The 17682-nt window shown below is 41.7% G+C and carries 16 protein-coding genes; 8 read left to right on the forward strand and 8 right to left on the reverse strand.

Translation table 11 applies throughout. The annotated features are described in order from the left end of the window. Position 1: 1 nt before the first annotated feature. Positions 2 to 3028, reverse strand: coding sequence for a SusC/RagA family TonB-linked outer membrane protein (locus CBW18_RS04920; RefSeq protein WP_088300196.1), 3027 nt, complete (start codon positions 3026 to 3028; stop codon positions 2 to 4). A gap of 96 nt (positions 3029 to 3124) precedes the next feature. Here CBW18_RS04920 and CBW18_RS04925 point away from each other — a divergent pair, with 96 nt between their 5' ends. Beyond that, entirely contained in the window at positions 3125 to 4096 is a 972-nt protein-coding gene (locus tag CBW18_RS04925) for an AraC family transcriptional regulator (RefSeq protein WP_088300198.1), read from the forward strand. A 70-nt stretch (positions 4097 to 4166) separates the two neighbouring features. On the opposite strand, the gene CBW18_RS04930 is transcribed toward CBW18_RS04925, so the two are convergent. Both CBW18_RS04930 and CBW18_RS04935 read right to left on the reverse strand, forming a co-directional pair. Continuing rightward, positions 4167 to 4460 carry a hypothetical protein gene (locus CBW18_RS04930; protein ID WP_088300200.1) on the reverse strand — a complete coding sequence of 98 codons (294 nt, stop codon included), beginning with the start codon at positions 4458 to 4460 and terminating at the stop codon, positions 4167 to 4169. Between the two features lie 134 nt (positions 4461 to 4594). After that, positions 4595 to 5290: an arylesterase gene (locus CBW18_RS04935; protein ID WP_253248969.1), complete on the reverse strand. Its 696-nt coding sequence runs from the start codon at positions 5288 to 5290 to the stop codon at positions 4595 to 4597. An 89-nt stretch (positions 5291 to 5379) separates the two neighbouring features. On the opposite strand from CBW18_RS04935, the gene CBW18_RS04940 reads away from it, so the two are divergent. The 3 genes from CBW18_RS04940 (at position 5380) to CBW18_RS04950 (ending at position 9237) form a co-directional block, all read left to right on the forward strand. Then, a complete protein-coding gene (locus CBW18_RS04940) occupies positions 5380 to 6072 on the forward strand; it encodes an ABC transporter ATP-binding protein (RefSeq protein ID WP_088300203.1) in 693 nt (230 codons plus the stop codon). Next, the gene (locus tag CBW18_RS04945; protein WP_088300382.1) at positions 6062 to 8596 is read left to right on the forward strand and encodes an ABC transporter permease; all 2535 of its coding nucleotides are present in this window, start codon (positions 6062 to 6064) and stop codon (positions 8594 to 8596) included. The genes CBW18_RS04940 and CBW18_RS04945 overlap by 11 nt, the downstream gene beginning before the upstream one ends. 101 nt (positions 8597 to 8697) lie before the next feature. Further along, a complete protein-coding gene (locus CBW18_RS04950; protein ID WP_088300383.1) occupies positions 8698 to 9237 on the forward strand; it encodes a lipocalin family protein in 540 nt (179 codons plus the stop codon). Here the strand turns inward: CBW18_RS04950 and surE are convergent, their stop codons facing one another. Next, complete coding sequence (gene surE / locus CBW18_RS04955; RefSeq protein WP_088300204.1) at positions 9238 to 9966, reverse strand: 5'/3'-nucleotidase SurE; 729 nt, start codon at positions 9964 to 9966, stop codon at positions 9238 to 9240. A gap of 59 nt (positions 9967 to 10025) precedes the next feature. Here surE and CBW18_RS04960 point away from each other — a divergent pair, with 59 nt between their 5' ends. The 3 genes from CBW18_RS04960 to CBW18_RS04970 are packed head-to-tail and all read left to right on the forward strand — an operon-like array spanning position 10026 to position 12484. Continuing rightward, positions 10026 to 10946 (forward strand): diacylglycerol kinase family protein, encoded by a 921-nt coding sequence (locus CBW18_RS04960; RefSeq protein WP_088300206.1) that lies wholly within the window; start codon positions 10026 to 10028, stop codon positions 10944 to 10946. Between the two features lie 39 nt (positions 10947 to 10985). After that, a complete protein-coding gene (locus tag CBW18_RS04965) occupies positions 10986 to 11168 on the forward strand; it encodes a hypothetical protein (RefSeq protein WP_088300207.1) in 183 nt (60 codons plus the stop codon). A gap of 26 nt (positions 11169 to 11194) precedes the next feature. Next, positions 11195 to 12484, forward strand: a complete 1290-nt coding sequence (locus tag CBW18_RS04970; protein ID WP_088300209.1) for a gluconate:H+ symporter — start codon at positions 11195 to 11197, stop codon at positions 12482 to 12484. A 32-nt stretch (positions 12485 to 12516) separates the two neighbouring features. Here CBW18_RS04970 and CBW18_RS04975 read toward each other — a convergent pair whose 3' ends face one another. Beyond that, positions 12517 to 13374, reverse strand: a complete 858-nt coding sequence (locus CBW18_RS04975) for an NAD(P)-dependent oxidoreductase (protein ID WP_088300211.1) — start codon at positions 13372 to 13374, stop codon at positions 12517 to 12519. A gap of 171 nt (positions 13375 to 13545) precedes the next feature. Here CBW18_RS04975 and CBW18_RS04980 point away from each other — a divergent pair, with 171 nt between their 5' ends. Beyond that, complete coding sequence (locus tag CBW18_RS04980) at positions 13546 to 14649, forward strand: DNA alkylation repair protein (protein ID WP_088300212.1); 1104 nt, start codon at positions 13546 to 13548, stop codon at positions 14647 to 14649. Here the strand turns inward: CBW18_RS04980 and CBW18_RS04985 are convergent. From CBW18_RS04985 to CBW18_RS04995, 3 genes are all read right to left on the reverse strand, one after another. Further along, positions 14633 to 15100: an NUDIX domain-containing protein gene (locus CBW18_RS04985; protein WP_088300213.1), complete on the reverse strand. Its 468-nt coding sequence runs from the start codon at positions 15098 to 15100 to the stop codon at positions 14633 to 14635. The genes CBW18_RS04980 and CBW18_RS04985 overlap by 17 nt on opposite strands. A gap of 115 nt (positions 15101 to 15215) precedes the next feature. Further along, positions 15216 to 15407 (reverse strand): hypothetical protein, encoded by a 192-nt coding sequence (locus tag CBW18_RS04990; protein WP_088300214.1) that lies wholly within the window; start codon positions 15405 to 15407, stop codon positions 15216 to 15218. A 72-nt stretch (positions 15408 to 15479) separates the two neighbouring features. Further along, positions 15480 to 17564, reverse strand: a complete 2085-nt coding sequence (locus CBW18_RS04995; RefSeq protein WP_088300216.1) for a glycoside hydrolase domain-containing protein — start codon at positions 17562 to 17564, stop codon at positions 15480 to 15482. Between the last annotated feature and the right edge of the window lie 118 nt (positions 17565 to 17682).

Consider the following 17682-nt stretch of genomic DNA (forward strand, 5'->3'; position numbering starts at 1 on the left):
TTTAAAATACCACGTTAATATTGAAACCAAATGTTCTGTATGGAGGCACCTGCCTGAAACTGATATAACCATCAGTATCATTGTATAAATATTCCGGATCTCCATAGGTATTATCCTGGTGTCTGATCAGAAAGAGGTTATTGGCTATAAAACTCAGCCTGGCTTCTTTAATTACATTTTGCCTAGCCAGTAGTTTTGCAGGAAAATTATAGCTGATGTTCAGCTCACGCATTTTGAAAAAATCAGATTTGGCGGCCGTATTGCTTTGTACCGCACCCTGTGCCTGCCAGAATGCCTTATCACCTTTTGACAATACAGTAGTATTGGGCGCAAATACACCTGGAGATGTTTCGATCACTGAGTTTGGATAAATAAATGGCCGACGGTTAAATTCTATTGTTGCAGGATGCGTTCCTGCGGTATACATCCGGGGTACAATTTCAGAATACAACCAGCCCCCCATTCTCCAGTCAAACTGTGCCCCCAGGCTGATGTTCCTGTAAGTGACCATGGTATTTAACCCCATTTGGTGCGGCGGAACCATCGTCCCTAAATGTACGGCATCGGTTGCCACCACCGGATTGCCATTGGTTGCATTAATCACCACATTTCCATTTGGATCCCTTTTATAATCGCTCACCTGCAAACTGGGGTAAGCCTGGCCAATATTGGCATAAGACTGGCGGAAAATATTAAATGATTCCAGGCCTTCAAAAAGTTCCTTCACCTGGTTATTAATATAGGTATAGTTGAAGCCTAAGTTCCATTTGAAATTGGCATTGCGGATGATGTCTCCATTTAAATTGAGCTCGATTACACTATTGGTTAACCGGCCTGCATTTACCCTTGCACTGGCATAACCCGTTGCACGGGATGTGGTGGCATTAAAAATCTGTCCTTTCGAATCCGAGAAAACATAAGCGCCTTCAAAATTCAAACGGTTATTGAACAAACCCAGCTGAATACCTGCCTCGTAAGAGGTCACAAATTCAGGCTCAATATCGGGGTTAGGGAAAGTTGCTCCCGGCAGGAAACCAACCAGGTTACCAAATGGAAAACCGTTGGCCTGGCTATAAGGGTTGTTGAGTGAATATGGATTGAGCGTATTATTACCTGTTTTATTATATGATGCATATATTTTACCAAATGAAAGTGGTTTGCTGTTTTTCAAAGGTGTTATGGCCTCCGAGAAAACAAATGAGGTACTTAATCCAGGGTAAAAATAAGACCGGTTTTCTTTGCTCAGGGTTGAAACCCAATCGTTTCTTCCGGTTAAGGTAAGGAACAAATAGTTATGGTAACCTGCAGTAAATTCTCCATAGCTTGCCAAAGAACGGAATTGGGTAATTGTACTTCTTCCAGACACTTGTCCGAGGGCACTTCCCTGATTGAATAAATCGGGGAACAACAGGTTTGCCGAACTTAGTGTTTGGGCTTTGGTGTAATCGCTTCTTAAATTCTGACCAATTAATAAACGGGTGGTGAACTTTCCAAAATCCTTGTTAAAACTGAGGATTAAATCATTGTTCATCTTCCTGAAATTGTCTGAACCATCGTTAACCGATCCATTTACATTTCGCTGTCCGCTACCTTCAAATTTCCCTACAGTACTTCTCGTTTCGGCAACCGTAGCATAATAACCAAAACGATAGAGTGCTTTAAACCATGGCGTAAACTGGTAATCCAATTCTACTTTTCCATTAAGGGTTTGCTGTTTGGTATCATCACGATAGTTGTCGATCTGGAAGTAAGGATTTTTCTGCTGATCGGTGAAAAAGTTTGCCGGATTGGCATTTGATCCCCTGTCCTGCCAGTTCCTCATGGAAGTGAAATCAAAATTGGCAGGTAACTGGTAAGCGGTAATCCATGGTCCGTCAGGTGTGGTATTTTTATTAAAAAGCACATAATTTACATTGTAGGAAGTATTTAACTTGCCGAATTTTCTTGCTCCGTTAAACCTGGCACCTGTTCTCCTGCTTTCATCTTCCGGAATAATTCCTTTAATTTTCACATCCTGAACCGATAAAAAATAAGTCGACTTATCATCTCCGCCCGAAAAAGAGACATCATTCTGCATGTTTAGTCCGGTATCAAAAAGTTCAAGCCGCTTATCCTGATCTGGGGCGGCATACAAGGCCTGCGGCTGTGTCCCATTCGGTAAAGCAGGACCAAAATTTTTCATGGTTCCATCAAAAGCCGGACCCCAGCTTTCATATTGCGTAGGTACGTAAACACCATTTACGCCCTGACCAAAGGCTTGCTGAGCAGGCGGCAACATCATCACTTTTGAAAAAGTGGTTGTATTAGAAAAGGTAACCCTGCCACGGCCTTTTGCACCTTGCCTGGTGCTGATCATAATGGCTCCGTTTACACCTTCTGAACCATATAAAGCTGCAGCATTCGCGCCTTTCAGTACCGTAATTTCTTCAATATCATTTGGATTGATCCGGCCAATACTAGGCACAGGAACACCATCCAGTACATAAATAGGCTCGTTTTTGGTCCGGTTTAATGATCTTGATCCACGCATCACGATCTGAATCTGCGGATCTACCTTACTATCAAACATGTTTACCCTTAAACCCGAAACCTTACTGGTTAATCCGTTTAACGGGTTAATGGTTTTACCTTGATTCAGGTAATCATCCTTTATGGTTTGCGTACTGGTTCCAAGTTCTCTTGCAGACCTTTTAATGCCCAGTGCGCCCGTCACCACCAGGTCTGCCAGCTGGTTTTCTTCGCTTTCCAATGTAATGTGCAACATCCCCGTTGAACCACTTAAAATAATGGTTTGCCTTTTGAAACCCACATAAGCAACGGATAGCTGATCGCCGCTATTTGCCTGGATGGCAAATCCGCCCAGTTGATCGGTATAAACACTTTCGTTCTGACCTGCCACAAAAATGCTTGCGCCAACCAGAGGTCGCTGCTCCGTATCGGTAACCTTTCCGGTTATGGTGATTTTTTGTGCTTTTAAATGCCAGGAGAACATCATTGCACAGAAAAAAATGAGTAAACTTTTTTTCATATAAATTAATGAGTTAATGATTTTGCAGTTTGTTATTTATAAATAGTCTTAATAAATAGTAACTTTGGCAAAAGTATCATTAACCTCGACCTCAAAATGCCAGATAAGGGAAATTTTATAACCAGAAACGGAAATAATCATAACCTGATTTACCAGCCCTTTCCGGTGTATAAAATGAGTCAGAAATCGAAAAGTTCAGAACTGAATATTGACGGAGCTCTTTTACGCAGGGTGAAGATAAATGCCGGTGGCTTTTACCTGCATAGATTGAGCATCGTTCCGGAGGAATTTTATCTTATTTTTAGTCATTCGGCCACCATTAAAATCGATGGTTTACACCATAAGGTGCTGTTGCTTCCCAATCAGTATTTAATACTGAATGAAAGAACGGCGGGCAGTTACCGTTTTTTTATCAATTACCTGGAACATCAGGATGATATTTATTTCATCCGTTTAAACTGTAAAAAATTCAAATCTTTTCAGGAAGCTATCGCTTTAAACAGGCAGCTGGCCATGGATGTTGAAATTATTAATATTTTGGGTAATATGTTCAACTGCGACTATGCTGATCCACTCAAAACAACTTACCTGGAAGCCAAAACTATCGAATTGCTTTGTCACATTCAACATCAGATTAAAGTGGTACAGGGTAATATGGAAACATTTGATGTTCCGGCACATATGCTTGATGCAATCCAGCTGGCGCGAGATATTTTAATTCATGACCTGAAGGCCCCTGTTTCTTTAACCAGCCTTGCCCGACAGGCAGGAACCAATGAGAACTACCTGAAAAAATATTTTAAACAGGTTTTCGGACAAACTGTTTTTGCTTTCCTGAATGCGCATAAAATGCAACTGGCGAAACTGATGCTCACCAAAGAAAGGATGCCGGTTAGCCAGGTTGCAGCAGATCTGGGCTATAAAAATTCTTCGAATTTTAGCGTTAATTTTTTTAAATATTATGGCTTTCTGCCAAAAAAATTAAAATCAGCAAAGATATACCTTCTGCTTTTAACAGCCGATATTTTGATGATGCTTGAAGAAATGACCATGATACCAGCTTCCTGAAGCAAGTATAAGATGTTCAGCTTAATATCTGTATGAAATTAAACAGCAATGTACAAGCACCATTTTTAAATTAATCAACCGATGAAGAGGGTCTTAAAGAAGAATACCAGTTAATGGGATGCGACCTCAGTTTCATGCCATCGCTCTCAATGTGATAAAGAATAATCGGATTGCTGAAATCGACCAGTCGCTCTACTTTTTTAGCGAGTTTACTTAAAAATTCTCCACTGGAAATGCCCTCTTTTAAATGTACATAAATGACAGAAGCAGTTTTAAATTCAAAACGTTCTACCACTCCCGGCCATTCAGATTTTATCCTGTTTAAAAATGCATTAATTTTTGTATCGTTTCTTAGATCTTCCATACGCTTAAGATTCTGATAACTAAATTTACCAATAAATTCTAAAAACGAATAATTGTAACAGAGAGTATACATAACGCAGGCTTATCTCTTCCATTCTGTTAATATGACAATTTTTTGTACTGCAGTGCCGGATATTATTTGGCCACCAGCACATCTTTTAATACCGCCCAAACATTTTCGGCGAGAATTTTATCCCCTTCAGCAGTAGGGTGAATACCATCTTCCTGATTCAGTTTTGGCACCCCTCCTACCTTATCTAAAAGAAAAGGCACCAGAGCCATGTTATTTTTCCTGGCCAGGCTGGGGAATATGTTCTTAAAATCTTCCGCATATTGAGCACCCATATTTGGGGGTACCTGCATACCGGCCATTACCATTTTCACTTCAGGATATTTTAGTCTTACACTGTCTATAATGCTTTGAAGATTTTTAGTAGTTTGGGCAACCGGCAATCCGCGCAAGCCATCATTGGCGCCCAGTTCTAGCACAAATACATCAATGGGCTGTTTCAATAGCCATGAAATCCTGCTTTTTCCTGCAGCTGAGGTTTCACCGCTAAGCCCGCCATTAATCACTTTATAAGGCATTTTTAATGAATCAATCCGGTTTTGAATCAGCGCCGGATAAGCTTCCGTGGGGTCAAGCCCATAACCTGCCGTTAGGCTCGTACCGAAAAAAAGAATATTCTTAAGCTTCTGATCATTAACTTTTGAGGTTTGACGGACGGTATCCGACTGTTGATCCTGGTTTTCTTTATTTTGTTTGTTCCCGCAGGCTGCAAATAGCAAAGCCAAAACAAATAGGCCTGTCAAGCGTTTTCGTAACATCATATGCAATTAAATCTCTAATCAAAAACCAATAACAGATCAGTCTCAGTTATGTTTGGTCAATATCCGTATACACCTCTAAAAAGAATCGATTGGAAAGTATTTTAAATATCAGAAACGTTAATAAAATTTATCAAAGTGCCGGACGTGAGCTGAAGGTGTTGAATCAGATCAATTTTGCGATCGAAAGCGGCTCCACTGTAGCCATCACCGGTCCATCAGGGAGTGGAAAAACCACTTTACTCGGTTTGTGCGCCGGCCTTGACCGCGCAAGCAGTGGCACCGTTGAACTCAATGGCATCGCATTGGAAAAACTGAATGAAGATGAACGTGCTGCAGTGAGGAATCAATATGTAGGTTTCATCTTTCAGAATTTTCAGCTCCTGCCCACCCTGACCGCTTTAGAAAACGTCATGGTGCCGCTCGAATTACGGGGTGCCAAAAACATCAGGGCCCAGGCACTCGATCTGCTTGACAGGGTTGGACTGGCAGACCGGTCTCATCATTATCCGGTTCAATTGTCGGGAGGTGAACAGCAAAGGGTTTCGCTGGCAAGGGCTTTTTCCAACCAGCCAGCCATTCTTTTCGCCGACGAGCCTACCGGAAATCTGGATGCAGAAACCAGCGAAAAAGTGATTAAACTGCTGTTTGATCTGAACCAGGATGCCGGTACTACCTTAGTGATCGTTACCCATGATCTTGAACTTGCTGCCCGAACCAGCAGAACCATTAAAATTAAAGGCGGAACCATCATTTCTGATGAAAACCATAGTTATGCAGAATAAGATCCCCAGGCAGCGCATTCAATTTTCATGGCTGTTTAAAATGGCCTGGCGCGATAGCCGCAAGAACCGCTCGCGATTGCTCTTATTTATCTCTTCCATTGTACTGGGCATTGCAGCACTGGTAGCGGTATATTCCTTTAAAGATAATTTACAGCATGATATTGATGCACAGGCAAAGGAGCTTACCGGTGCCGATCTGGTTTTGGATAGCCGAAAGGGTGTAACCAAGGCCATGCAAAAGATGCTTGATACCCTCGGAAACGAACGTTCGCACGAAAAGACTTTTGCCTCCATGATTTATTTTAAGAAAGGTGGCGGTAGCAGATTGGTGCAGATGAAGGCCCTGAAAGGTGATTATCCTTATTACGGCACCCTCGAAACCATTCCCTTAGAAGCTGCTGAAAACTTTCAATCCGGTCAGGATGCTTTAGTAGACCAGACCCTTATGCTGCAATTCGGAGCCAAAGTGGGCGATTCGCTTAAGGTGGGCGACATCAGTTTCAAAATACTAGGGACGCTGGTGAAGGCACCCGGACAAACCGGAATAGCAGCTACGGTAGCACCTACCGTTTATATTCCCATGCAGTTTTTGGCCAAAACCAATCTCATTAAAACCGGAAGCAGGATCAACAATAAATTTTATTACAAGTATAATGATCCATCAGGTGTGGATGAATGGGTGAAGAAAAATGAATCTAAACTTGAAAGTGAAGGCTTCGACGCTGACACGGTTGAATCACGCAAGGAACAAACCGGAAGATCATTTAAAGATGTAAACCGCTTCCTGGCTTTATCTGGTTTTATTGCTTTGCTTTTGGGTTGTGTGGGTGTGGGGAGTGCCATTCATGTTTACATTCAGGAAAAGCTCAGTGCCATCGCCACTTTACGCTGTTTGGGCTTAAAGGCCCGGCATGCTTTTTTCATTTACCTCATTCAGATATTTTTTATTGGCCTGGTTGCCGCTGTGCTCGGGGCAGTTATTGGTACGGGCATACAGTTTCTACTGCCTGTAGTGCTCAAAGATTTTTTACCTGTAGAAATAACCATGCGGGTTTCATGGGCAGCTGTAGCACAGGGCATTTTACTAGGACTGATCATTTCTATCCTTTTTGCCCTTCCCTCACTATTGTCGGTGAGAAAAATTTCGCCTTTAAATGCCATCCGGATTTCATTTGAGCGGACAAGTCAAAAACAAGACCCATTTATATGGCTGGTTTACCTGTTAATGACAGCATTTGTAGTTGGCTTTACCCACCTGCAAATGAAAAACTGGATACAGACACTGGTATTTACGCTAAGCATTGGTATTGCCTTTCTACTCTTAATTTTGCTTTCCAGGGTTTTGATGTTCATGGTTAGAAAGCTCTTGCCCAATTCCATCAGTTATTTGTGGCGGCAGGGTTTCGCAAATCTCTATCGCCCAAACAACCAAACCCTGATGCTGACGGTTTCCATTGGCCTTTCCACTGCATTTATCTGTACTTTATTTTTTATTCAGGGTATCCTGATGAGCAGGGTCACACTTTCTTCAGGCAGTAATCAGCCGAACCTGGTGATGTTTGATATTCAGAATACGCAAAAAAAAGGCTTGGATAGCCTGACAAAGTCTTTTAACCTGCCATTGATGAACCAGGTTCCCGTGATCACGATGCGGATAGAAGAAATTAACGGAAAAACTTCCAGCGCAGACACCAGTAACCGCCGTGCATACCGCAACGAAATCCGGGCCACCTATCAGGATAGCCTCACTGCAGCAGAGCAGATTGTAGCCGGCAAATGGATCGGTACGGTAAAGCCGGACGAAACCATTTATATTTCACTTGATCAGCGTTATGCCAGTCAAATCCATGTTGGCCTGAATGATAAAATCGTTTTTAACGTACAGGGCATGATGATTTCCACTGTAGTTGGAAGTCTCCGGGAAGTGAACTGGAGCAGGATGCAGACCAATTTCAGGGTAGTCTTCCCGGCCGGGGTGCTGGAGCGGGCACCACAGTTTCATGTATTGATGACACGCGTACCCACGAATGAGCTATCTGCTAAATTTCAGGGCGAAGTGGTTCAGCATTTCCCCAACGTGTCTGTAATTGATTTAGACCTGGTACTAAAACTGCTGGATGAGTTGCTGGGAAAAATTGGTTTTGTGATTCAATTTATGGCAGGTTTCAGCATGGTTACCGGCTGGATGGTATTGATTTCTGCCGTGCTGACCAGCAAAAACCAAAGAACAAGGGAAAGCATTTTACTGCGAACGATGGGCGCCAGCAAAAAACAAATCCTGGCCATTAATGCCATAGAGTACTTTTTTCTGGGAGCCTTTGCTGCCGGCGCCGGATTAATCCTGGCCATCGGGGGAAGCTGGGCGATGGCAAAATTCACTTTTGATGCGGCATTTGTTCCACCTTTCCCGGCCACATTATTACTTTTTGCTTCGGTCATCCTGCTGGTTGTGGTTACAGGCATACTCAGTACAAGAAGCATTTTAAACCAACCGCCACTTAAAATATTACGGTCTGGAAGTTAATTCCGGAGGGATGATTACATTAATAAAAATCCCATGTTAAATATTCACCCACCGGAAACATTTTGAAAGCGGGGATGTTTTTAAGCAAATTGAATTATAGCATGAACAATAAGCTTAGAAACATCCTTCTCCTGGCTACCTTAGGCATAATCGTGGTAAGTTATGCCGGTTGCGGGGTATCAATACCCAAAGGTGCAAAAGCCATAAAACCTTTTAAAAAAGATAAATACCTGGGTAAATGGTATGAAATAGCCCGGATGGATTTTAAATTTGAAAAAGATTTAAACAATGTTACTGCCACCTATACTTTGGAAGACGGGGCAATTAAGGTAGATAACCGTGGCTATAACGATGTAAAAAAAGAATGGAAGCAAAGCATTGGCAAAGCCAAGTTTGTGAATGATGAAAATGAGGCCAGACTTAAAGTTTCTTTCTTCGGGCCGTTTTACGCAGGCTATAACGTTATTGAAATTGATGCAGATTATCAATATGCCCTTGTGGCTGGAAACAGTTTAGATTACCTGTGGATTTTATCAAGAAAGCCAACCATACCGGAAGAAATTAAAGCGGCTTATCTGAAAAAAGCAAAAGATATTGGTTATAAAACAGCAGAACTTGTGTGGACAAAGCACGATCAATAATTACTGATCGTGCTTTCTTTTTTCAAGTTCAACCTCATCGGTTAAATCCAGGCGCAATGGTGTGATGGATACATAATCATTTTCTACTGCCCAGCGGTCTGTATCTTCTTCCGCAGGTTCCAAAGCAGATACGGTAATCCAGTAATGCTTTCGCTCCATGGGATCTGTTCCCGGCACCACATGTCCGTCATAAAGCCTTACCGATTGACGCGTCCATTTTATCCCTTTGGGTAAGGGTGGAAAATTCACATTGTACAGGCCCAGTTCATCATCTTTAAATACCGTATTTAATACCTCCGCCACATAAGCATCAAGCGCTTCAAAATCAGGTTCTGTTTTTCCAACAGGTGTACTCAATGCCACACCTTTTACGCCCAGTAATACCGCTTGCTTTGCTGCTGCTAGGGTTCCTGAATGCCACATGGAATTGCCCAGATTCGGTCCCATATTTATTCCAGAGAGTACCACATCTGTATCAGGATACATGTGCAGGCCTAAAGCCACACAATCTGCCGGCGTTCCGTTCACCCGGTGTGCATCTATATTTTCAAAAGTAATAGGAGATGATTTAATGGAAAGTGGTCTGGAATGGGTAATGGCATGGCCCATGGAAGATTGTTCCACATCCGGTGCTACAATCCTGACTGTCCCAAATTGTAAGGCCATTTTGGATAATGCTGCAATTCCGGGGCTGTAAATACCATCGTCGTTCGTAATCAGAATATTCATATCTTTCAAAATTAGGTATAGAATTAAAACCGAAACGGCCTGTTATTGTTCATAACAATATGAAAAATGCAGATAAACTGGTGAGACTGATCCATAACCCAGGGGCCGGAGAAGGAAAGTATTCAAAAAAAGAAATCGTTAAAATGATGGATACTCACGGTTATGAATGTGATTATGTATCTTCCAAAAAGAAGTCGGCTTTAAAAAACATTGAACCCGAAACCAAATTTATTGCCATCGCCGGCGGCGATGGTACCATCCGGAAAACCATTATGGGCCTGTTGAGCAAAAAACTGAAGTTTAAACGCCCCATAGCACTGTTGCCATTTGGCACAGCAAACAACATTGCCACCTCGCTTGGCATCAGTGAAGATGTAGGTCAAAATGTATCCACATGGGATGATTATAAGCTCAGAAATTTTGATGTGGGCCAGGCACTCGGTTTAAAAAAGGCTGCCTATTTTATAGAATCACTTGGATTTGGACTTTTCCCGCAGCTTATTCAAACCCTAGAAGATACTGATACTAAAAATATCGAAACCGCTGAAGAAGAATTTGAGCTGGCGCTGAACAAATTGCTTGAGATCACCAGGGCCTATCCGGCCAGAAAATGCCAGATCAGCATTGACGGAGAAAAGATCGAAAAGCATTGTATTATGGTAGAAATTATGAACATTTCACGCCTCGGTCCTAATTTGAAACTAAGTGAAAAGGCTGATCCCGGAGACGGTTTTTTTGATGTGGTTATTGTTGGGGAAGAAAACCGGATGGCAATGGAAAATTATATTACCGATATCGCAAAAGGAAAGAACATTCCGTTCCCGATTGCCTCCATTCCCGCTAAAAATATCAGCATCAGCTGGGAAGGTACGGATATGCACATTGACGATACCATTAAAGAAGAAGAAAGCTACACATTAACCATATCCATACTGCATAGTCTGCTCGAAGTCATTGTAAATAAAGAGACACTGGCATAAATAGCTTTAAAAGATACCTGATATCCTTACTTTTGATGAATGATCAGATTAAATAGTGAAACACCTAATGATGTACTTCAAGAGGTTAAAATTGGCGACATGGTAACTGATACCTTTAGTAAAACCGGCCTGGTGGAAAGTATTGAAGTGAATGATGATGGTTTATATAGAATTTACGAATTTCACCTCGTAACCGGAAGAACAATCAAGATAAAAAGGTAAATTGCCTTTCAAACCCTGATTGCCCTATGTCATTGTTGATTTTATTTACTGGCATTTTACTGCTCTTTCTGATGATCCTTAAAAAGATCAACCCCATGATTGCGCTCATGGCAGTGGCCATTGCAACCGGATTATTACTCGGAATGCCGGTTTCGAAGGTAATTGGTGCGGTGAGCAACGGAATTGGCAGCACTTTAGGTAGTATGGTCATGGTGCTTGCCTTTGGTGCCATGATGGGAAAACTGATTGAAGATAGCGGGGCAGCACGGAAAATCGTTTTTATTTTAATCAAGGCTTTCGGAAAGCAGCACATCCAGTGGGCTGTTTTGCTTACAGGTTTGTTGGTTGGCATTCCCCTGTTTTATAATGCAGGCTTTGTGGTTTTGATTCCGCTGGTGTTTGCCATTTCTGCAGCTACAGGACTATCCAAACTATATATCGGCCTGCCTATGGCTACCGCACTTTCAGTAACCCATGGTTTCTTACCTCCCCATCCCGGACCAGTTGCACTTGCAGGTATTTTCCATGCAGATATTGGCCAAACGCTGATATATGGACTCGTGCTGAGCCTGCCCATTGCCGTCATTGCAGGAATTTATTTCCCGCGGTTAATCATGAAGAAGATTCAGCCTGCCCTCATAAAGGATTTTGTACTGGAAGAAGGTGAAGGCTTACCCGGCACGGCAAAGAGTTTTATGGTGGCATTGCTGCCGGTATTTCTGATCATTGCCGGAACCATCGGAAGTGGCCTGAATACAGTGTACCCGGGCAAATCGATATTTATTTTTCTTGCCGATCCTACAGCAGCCTTACTGATCTCGGTGATCCTGACACTCCTCCTCCAAAACAACAGCATTGAAAAAGCCATGGAATCCTGTACAGAAGGGGTAAAAAGCATTGCCATGATTATATTGATCATTGCTGCCGGTGGGGCTTTTAAACAAATTTTAATTGACAGCGGCGTGGGCGAAACCGTCAAACAATTAACGGGTAATTTAAATCTTTCTCCGTTGTTACTGGCCTGGTTAATTACGGCCTCACTGCGCATAACCCTCGGCTCCGCCACTGTTGCAGCCGTAACCGCCTCCGGGATGGTGCTACCTCTGATCGGTCAACATGCCCCTCCCGAATTAATGGTGTTATCTGTAGGGGCAGGTAGCCTGATGCTTTCTCATGTTAACGATACCGGTTTCTGGATGTTTAAAGAGTATTTTAACCTCAGCCTTAAAGAAACATTTGGAACCTGGACCATGATGGAAAGTATTGTTTCCGTACTCGGATTAGTTGGAGTACTTCTTTTAAATCAGTTTTTATAAAACATACACACCATTTCTGAATACGAATAAATTTATCCATTAAGTGATTTGAGCGCTTTTATAATTGCAACCAGATCTTCTTCCCCATACTGTGCCTGCGCTCTTTCATAAGTTGATAATGCGGTTTTAGCTAAGGGAGATGAGATGCCTTCATCCCTGGCGAGCCTCAAATCTTTTACAATGTGTTTTAAAGCAAAAGCAGCTTTATAATCATCGTTCAGAATGGCCTCGCCTTTTATCTTGGTGTATACATTGCCGATGGCTGCATTTCCGATGAGTTCTAATAAATCTGCCGGTTGAATTCCCTTTTCACTGGCAAACAAAATGGTTTCTGCCAGGCCTTGTGTGTATAGTGCCAATAGCGAATTGATGGCCAGCTTAGCTATATTTCCCGCTCCAGTATCACCTACCCACTTGCTTAATTTCCCCAACACATCAAAAATGGGTTTTACTTCTTCAAAAGCAGACTTTGCGCCCCCGGCCATAATCACCAACTGACCAGTTTCTGCCTGCTTCACGCTCCCTGATACCGGGGCATCAAGGTACCGGCAATTTTGTAATTTACACAGTTCATCCATTTTTTTAGAAATGGCAGGAGACACCGTACTCATATTGATAATGACTTTCCCATCTATCTGACCGCGAATCAATCCCTTTTCACCTTCAAAAACAGCGGTTATGGCCTGATCATCGGTTACCATTACAATAACCACATCAGATTCCCGGCTAAGTGCTTCAGGGCTCTCCGCTACTGCTGCACCTATAGCAGTTAAAGCAGATTCTTTTTCTTTACTTCTGTTGTATACGGTAACCGGATATGATGCTTTTAAAAGCTGTGCAGCCATTGGAATACCCATGTTTCCTAATCCAATCCATCCTATTTTTTTCATGTTCAAGTTATGTTCTGATCAACAACAAAGTTGATGAATAAATGATTGAATATGGCATAGCCGATATCATTTTTTAAACAAATTTTCTGAATAAGAAACTTGTTGAATGTGTAAAACAATAGCTGGAAATAAATTTGTATCACATAACTTTAGCACAAAATCCACCATCAGATGAGTTATTTGCTTAAAGACCTTTATTCACCGGCATTTTATGGGAAACTAACGAATGCCCTACTTTTGACTGTTCCGGCTTTCGACCGGGACAAGTTTTTAAAAGAGATTTTTATTGCCGAATTTGAATCAAAGGAACTGAAGGAAAGAATGAAACATACCACAAATGTGATTCATCGATTCTTTCCTGAAAACTATAATGATACGATTGAAATCATTAAAAAGACCATCGTGGAATTAAGAAAAATAGGCATTGGTGAAGATGGACTGGCCTTTATGTTCCTGCCGGATTACATCGAAACTTACGGAATGGATGATTTTGACACCTCTGTTGAAGCATTGGAATTTGTAACCCAGTTTGTGAGTTGTGAATTTGCCGTTCGCCCTTTTATTTTAAAGTACGGCGATAAAATGATGCGCCGCATGCAGCAATGGTCATTACATGAAAGCCATAAAGTGAGGAGATTGGCAAGCGAGGGCAGCCGGCCCAGGCTACCCTGGGCCATGGGTATTCCATTTTTGAAAAAAGATCCTGGTGCTGTACTACCTATTCTGGAAAACCTGAAGCACGATCCTGCTGAATATGTGCGGAGAAGTGTGGCCAACAACCTGAATGATATCGCTAAAGACCATCCGGGCATTGTATTAGAAATCGCTAAAAAATGGTCGGGAATCAGCCCGGAAACAGATGCGCTAATCAAACATGGTTGCAGAACCCTCTTAAAACAGGGCCATCCTGAAATCCTCAAACATTATGGATTAAATGATCATGGAATGATCTTGAAAGACTTCCATCTTTTAACACCAGACATCCGCATGGGTGAAAGCCTGGCCTTTTCATTCACCATTCAAAATGAACTTCTTACTAAACAGAAGGTGAGGCTGGAATATGCCATTTATTACAAAAAGCAGAACGGGCAGCATCATAAAAAAGTGTTCAAGATTTCTGAAAGGATTTATCCTGCCGGCATGAAGGTGAATATTTTACGTAAGCAAAAGTTTGTCCTGATCACGACACGAAGGTTTCATTTGGGTAACCACCGGATTGCTGTGATCATTAATGGAGCAGAAAAACAGGCATCTGATTTTAATTTACACGCTTAGTCAGTATAGAAACCAATTCATCTAATAAGGGAATCTGCCGGTCTTTAATCGCCAGGATGGCATTTTCATAAGTAAACCAGTCGCCTCTGTCTACCTCTACAAAGCTTTGTATTTTGCCCGATTTTGGTGGCCATTGCATTTCAAAAGTGTTACTATGCAGTGTTGCCGGATCAAGATCACCTTCAACGGCCCAGCACAATACCTTCTTGCCGCCTTTTTGAATAATGGGTTGCAGTTCGATGAAATCGCCATCAATTCTCGTTCCTACTTCCTCTTCAAATTCGCGGATGGCTGCATGCAGCGGTTCCTCATTTTCATCCAGTTCACCCTTTGGTACAGACCATACCCCTAAATCTTTTTTGGCAAAAATTGGTCCGCCGGGATGAATGAGAAAAAATTCCGGTTCCGTACCTGTTTTCCTGTAAAGTAATATTCCTGCGCTTTGTCTCATGTTTAAATATAATGCAAGGTGTATGACTGCCGGTAAAAACGAACCACACTGGTACTACAAAAAAAGTCTGTTTCAGTTAAGAGACAGACTTTTTCTATTTCAATTGAATGGTATTTTATAACAATCCATATAAGCCATGTGCGTAGGTACGCAGGGAAGCAGATACACTCTGCATCTTTTCTGGCGACGGTCCCTTTACCTTGTAGGCTTCAGGATGTAATTCTAAGGATTGATCATTTACTGAATCGGATGTGCTTTTATTGCTTAATGTAGCATGCTGTTCTTCGCTGATTTTTAAAGGAGCCATATTAATAATTATTTATATCAGATTAACATGTTTCTCAGAAATAAGTTTGAAAACCTGGCATATTTTTATAAATTATTTTTCTACCGAAGAAATCCAGTTTTCCGTATCCGAAATCTTGACCGGATCTGCAGAAGCTATAATCTTCAACACACCACCCGCATTAATCTCAGCCTGAGTGATATAGTTTTTTCTAAAAGGCTTATCATTTAAAAAGACTGCTTTGATATACTTATTTTTAAGGCTAAAATTCCCGGTTTCAATTTTAAAAGTCTTCCCTTTTGGCAAATGGTAAGTTAATGAAGGAAATAAAGGGACATTCAAGTAATAGACCGGCCAGCCTACACAAGCGGGAGAAAAACCACTGGCCGCAAAAACATACCAGGCACTCATGGCGCCGGCATCATCATCCATGGTTCTTAAATAAGCCTGTGGTTCATTTTTATAAATTTTGCCAATGTAGGATCCTATGCCCCGGCTATTGTCGTTAAAATAATTCTGAATCACCGTATCTGCAGCCAGCTGGTGCATCCAGTATTGAGATTTATATCCTGATGTGGTGGCATTATACATCAATGGTACCTGCAAATCGGGTTCATTGGCATGGTTATATAAATCTTTTGCAAAAAATTGATCCAGATTGGCCAGGTAGGCTTCTGTTCCTCCATCCAGTTCAATTAATCCCTGCACATCATAAGGTACAAACCACCTGTATTGCCAGATGGTTCCCTGGTACAGACCTCTTGCCTGCATGCGGTCTACATCATTTCTGGTTAAATCTCTAAAATCCTTATTCCAGTATTTTTTATATTCCAGGGCTTTATTTTTATAGGATTGAGATTTATCCTTATTCTTCAGAATGGCAAATATTTGTCCCAGTGCCCAGTGATCATAACTGGATTCCAATGCTTTATCCGGCGATTTATAATCCAATCCGTCTACTTCTTTCGCCAGGGAATCTGCAATTTTTGCAAAATCTACCAGATATCCTTTCCGGTAAGCATCCAGCAAGACCACAATGGCATGCTCAGAACGGACGGTATTTGATGGCTCATGCTGACTTGCATAATCCTTTTTACCAGATTGATACAACTCTGCAATAGAAGTGATCATCCCTGCATATTCGCTTTGATTAATGAGAGAAAGTAAGGGCAGTTGCGTCCGGTAATTGTCCCAGATGGCCCATCCGTTGTAATGAATTTGCTTATCTTTCTGCAATTCTCCTCTGGTGTTCCGGTAAGTACCATCTTGTTCAGAAATGACATAAGGCGACTGCAGGGTGCGATACAGTAGTGAATAAAATAATGCTGAGTTTTCTTCATTTCCATTTACTTCAATCTGACTTAAATGACGATTCCAATCCGAAGCACTCAGCATTTTGACATGTTCAAATGAATCGTTACTAATCGTTGCTGAAGCTGCTTCTGCACTCACAGAGGATAAGGCTACATTGATTTCTGTGGTAACTGCAGCTTCCGGAAGCGACAAAACCAAACGGTGATTGCCATTGTCTTTCCAGCTTTTTGTACCTTTTGCCACCAGGCAATAATAAATTTTATATTTTCCTACACCGCAGGTCGTTCTGGAAGTAATCCAGCCTGAAATTGTATCTCCTTTTACCTGATGCTGCTCATCAACAAAAGCACCGTTAAAAGCATAACTCAAATCAAGATATAATCCCTTTTTACCTTTCGGAAACTGATAAACATGTTTCCCTGCATTTTTTAAAACACTTAGCTGTACGCTTATTTTATTGCCAAAGCCAACCGCATAATAACCCGGTCTGGCCTTTTCTGAAGTCTTGATCAGATCAGTTTTCATGGGATCAGTGCCTAAAAAAGGCTTGATTAAAATATTCCCTCCTGAGCCCTGGCAACCTACGCCTTCAAAACGGTTATGCGTAAAACCTTCAAATTTCTTCGCCAGGTATTCGTAACCGGTATGGGTTTTAGGATAGGTTTGTGGCCCGATGCTTAACATGCTAAAAGGATAAGATGCAGCCGGCGACATTTGTCCGTGATCGCCAGAAGATCCCAGAAAGACATTGACCAGATCCACAGGCTGTTTTCCTTTTACAGAAAAAGAATGATGATTTGATTGTGCTAAAACGTTTAATTTAAAAAACAAAAAGCAATAAGTTAACCGGATAAAAAATTTCATTATGTGTTATTAATATCTGGCCAAAATAATATTTTAGCATGAAGTTGCTGTTATGTTACCATTTCTTTACATAACAGCTGGAAATAAATAAGGCCATTTCAAATCAGTGAAATGGCCT

The sequence above is a fragment of the Pedobacter sp. AJM genome (assembly GCF_002197755.1).
Taxonomy (GTDB): domain Bacteria; phylum Bacteroidota; class Bacteroidia; order Sphingobacteriales; family Sphingobacteriaceae; genus Pedobacter.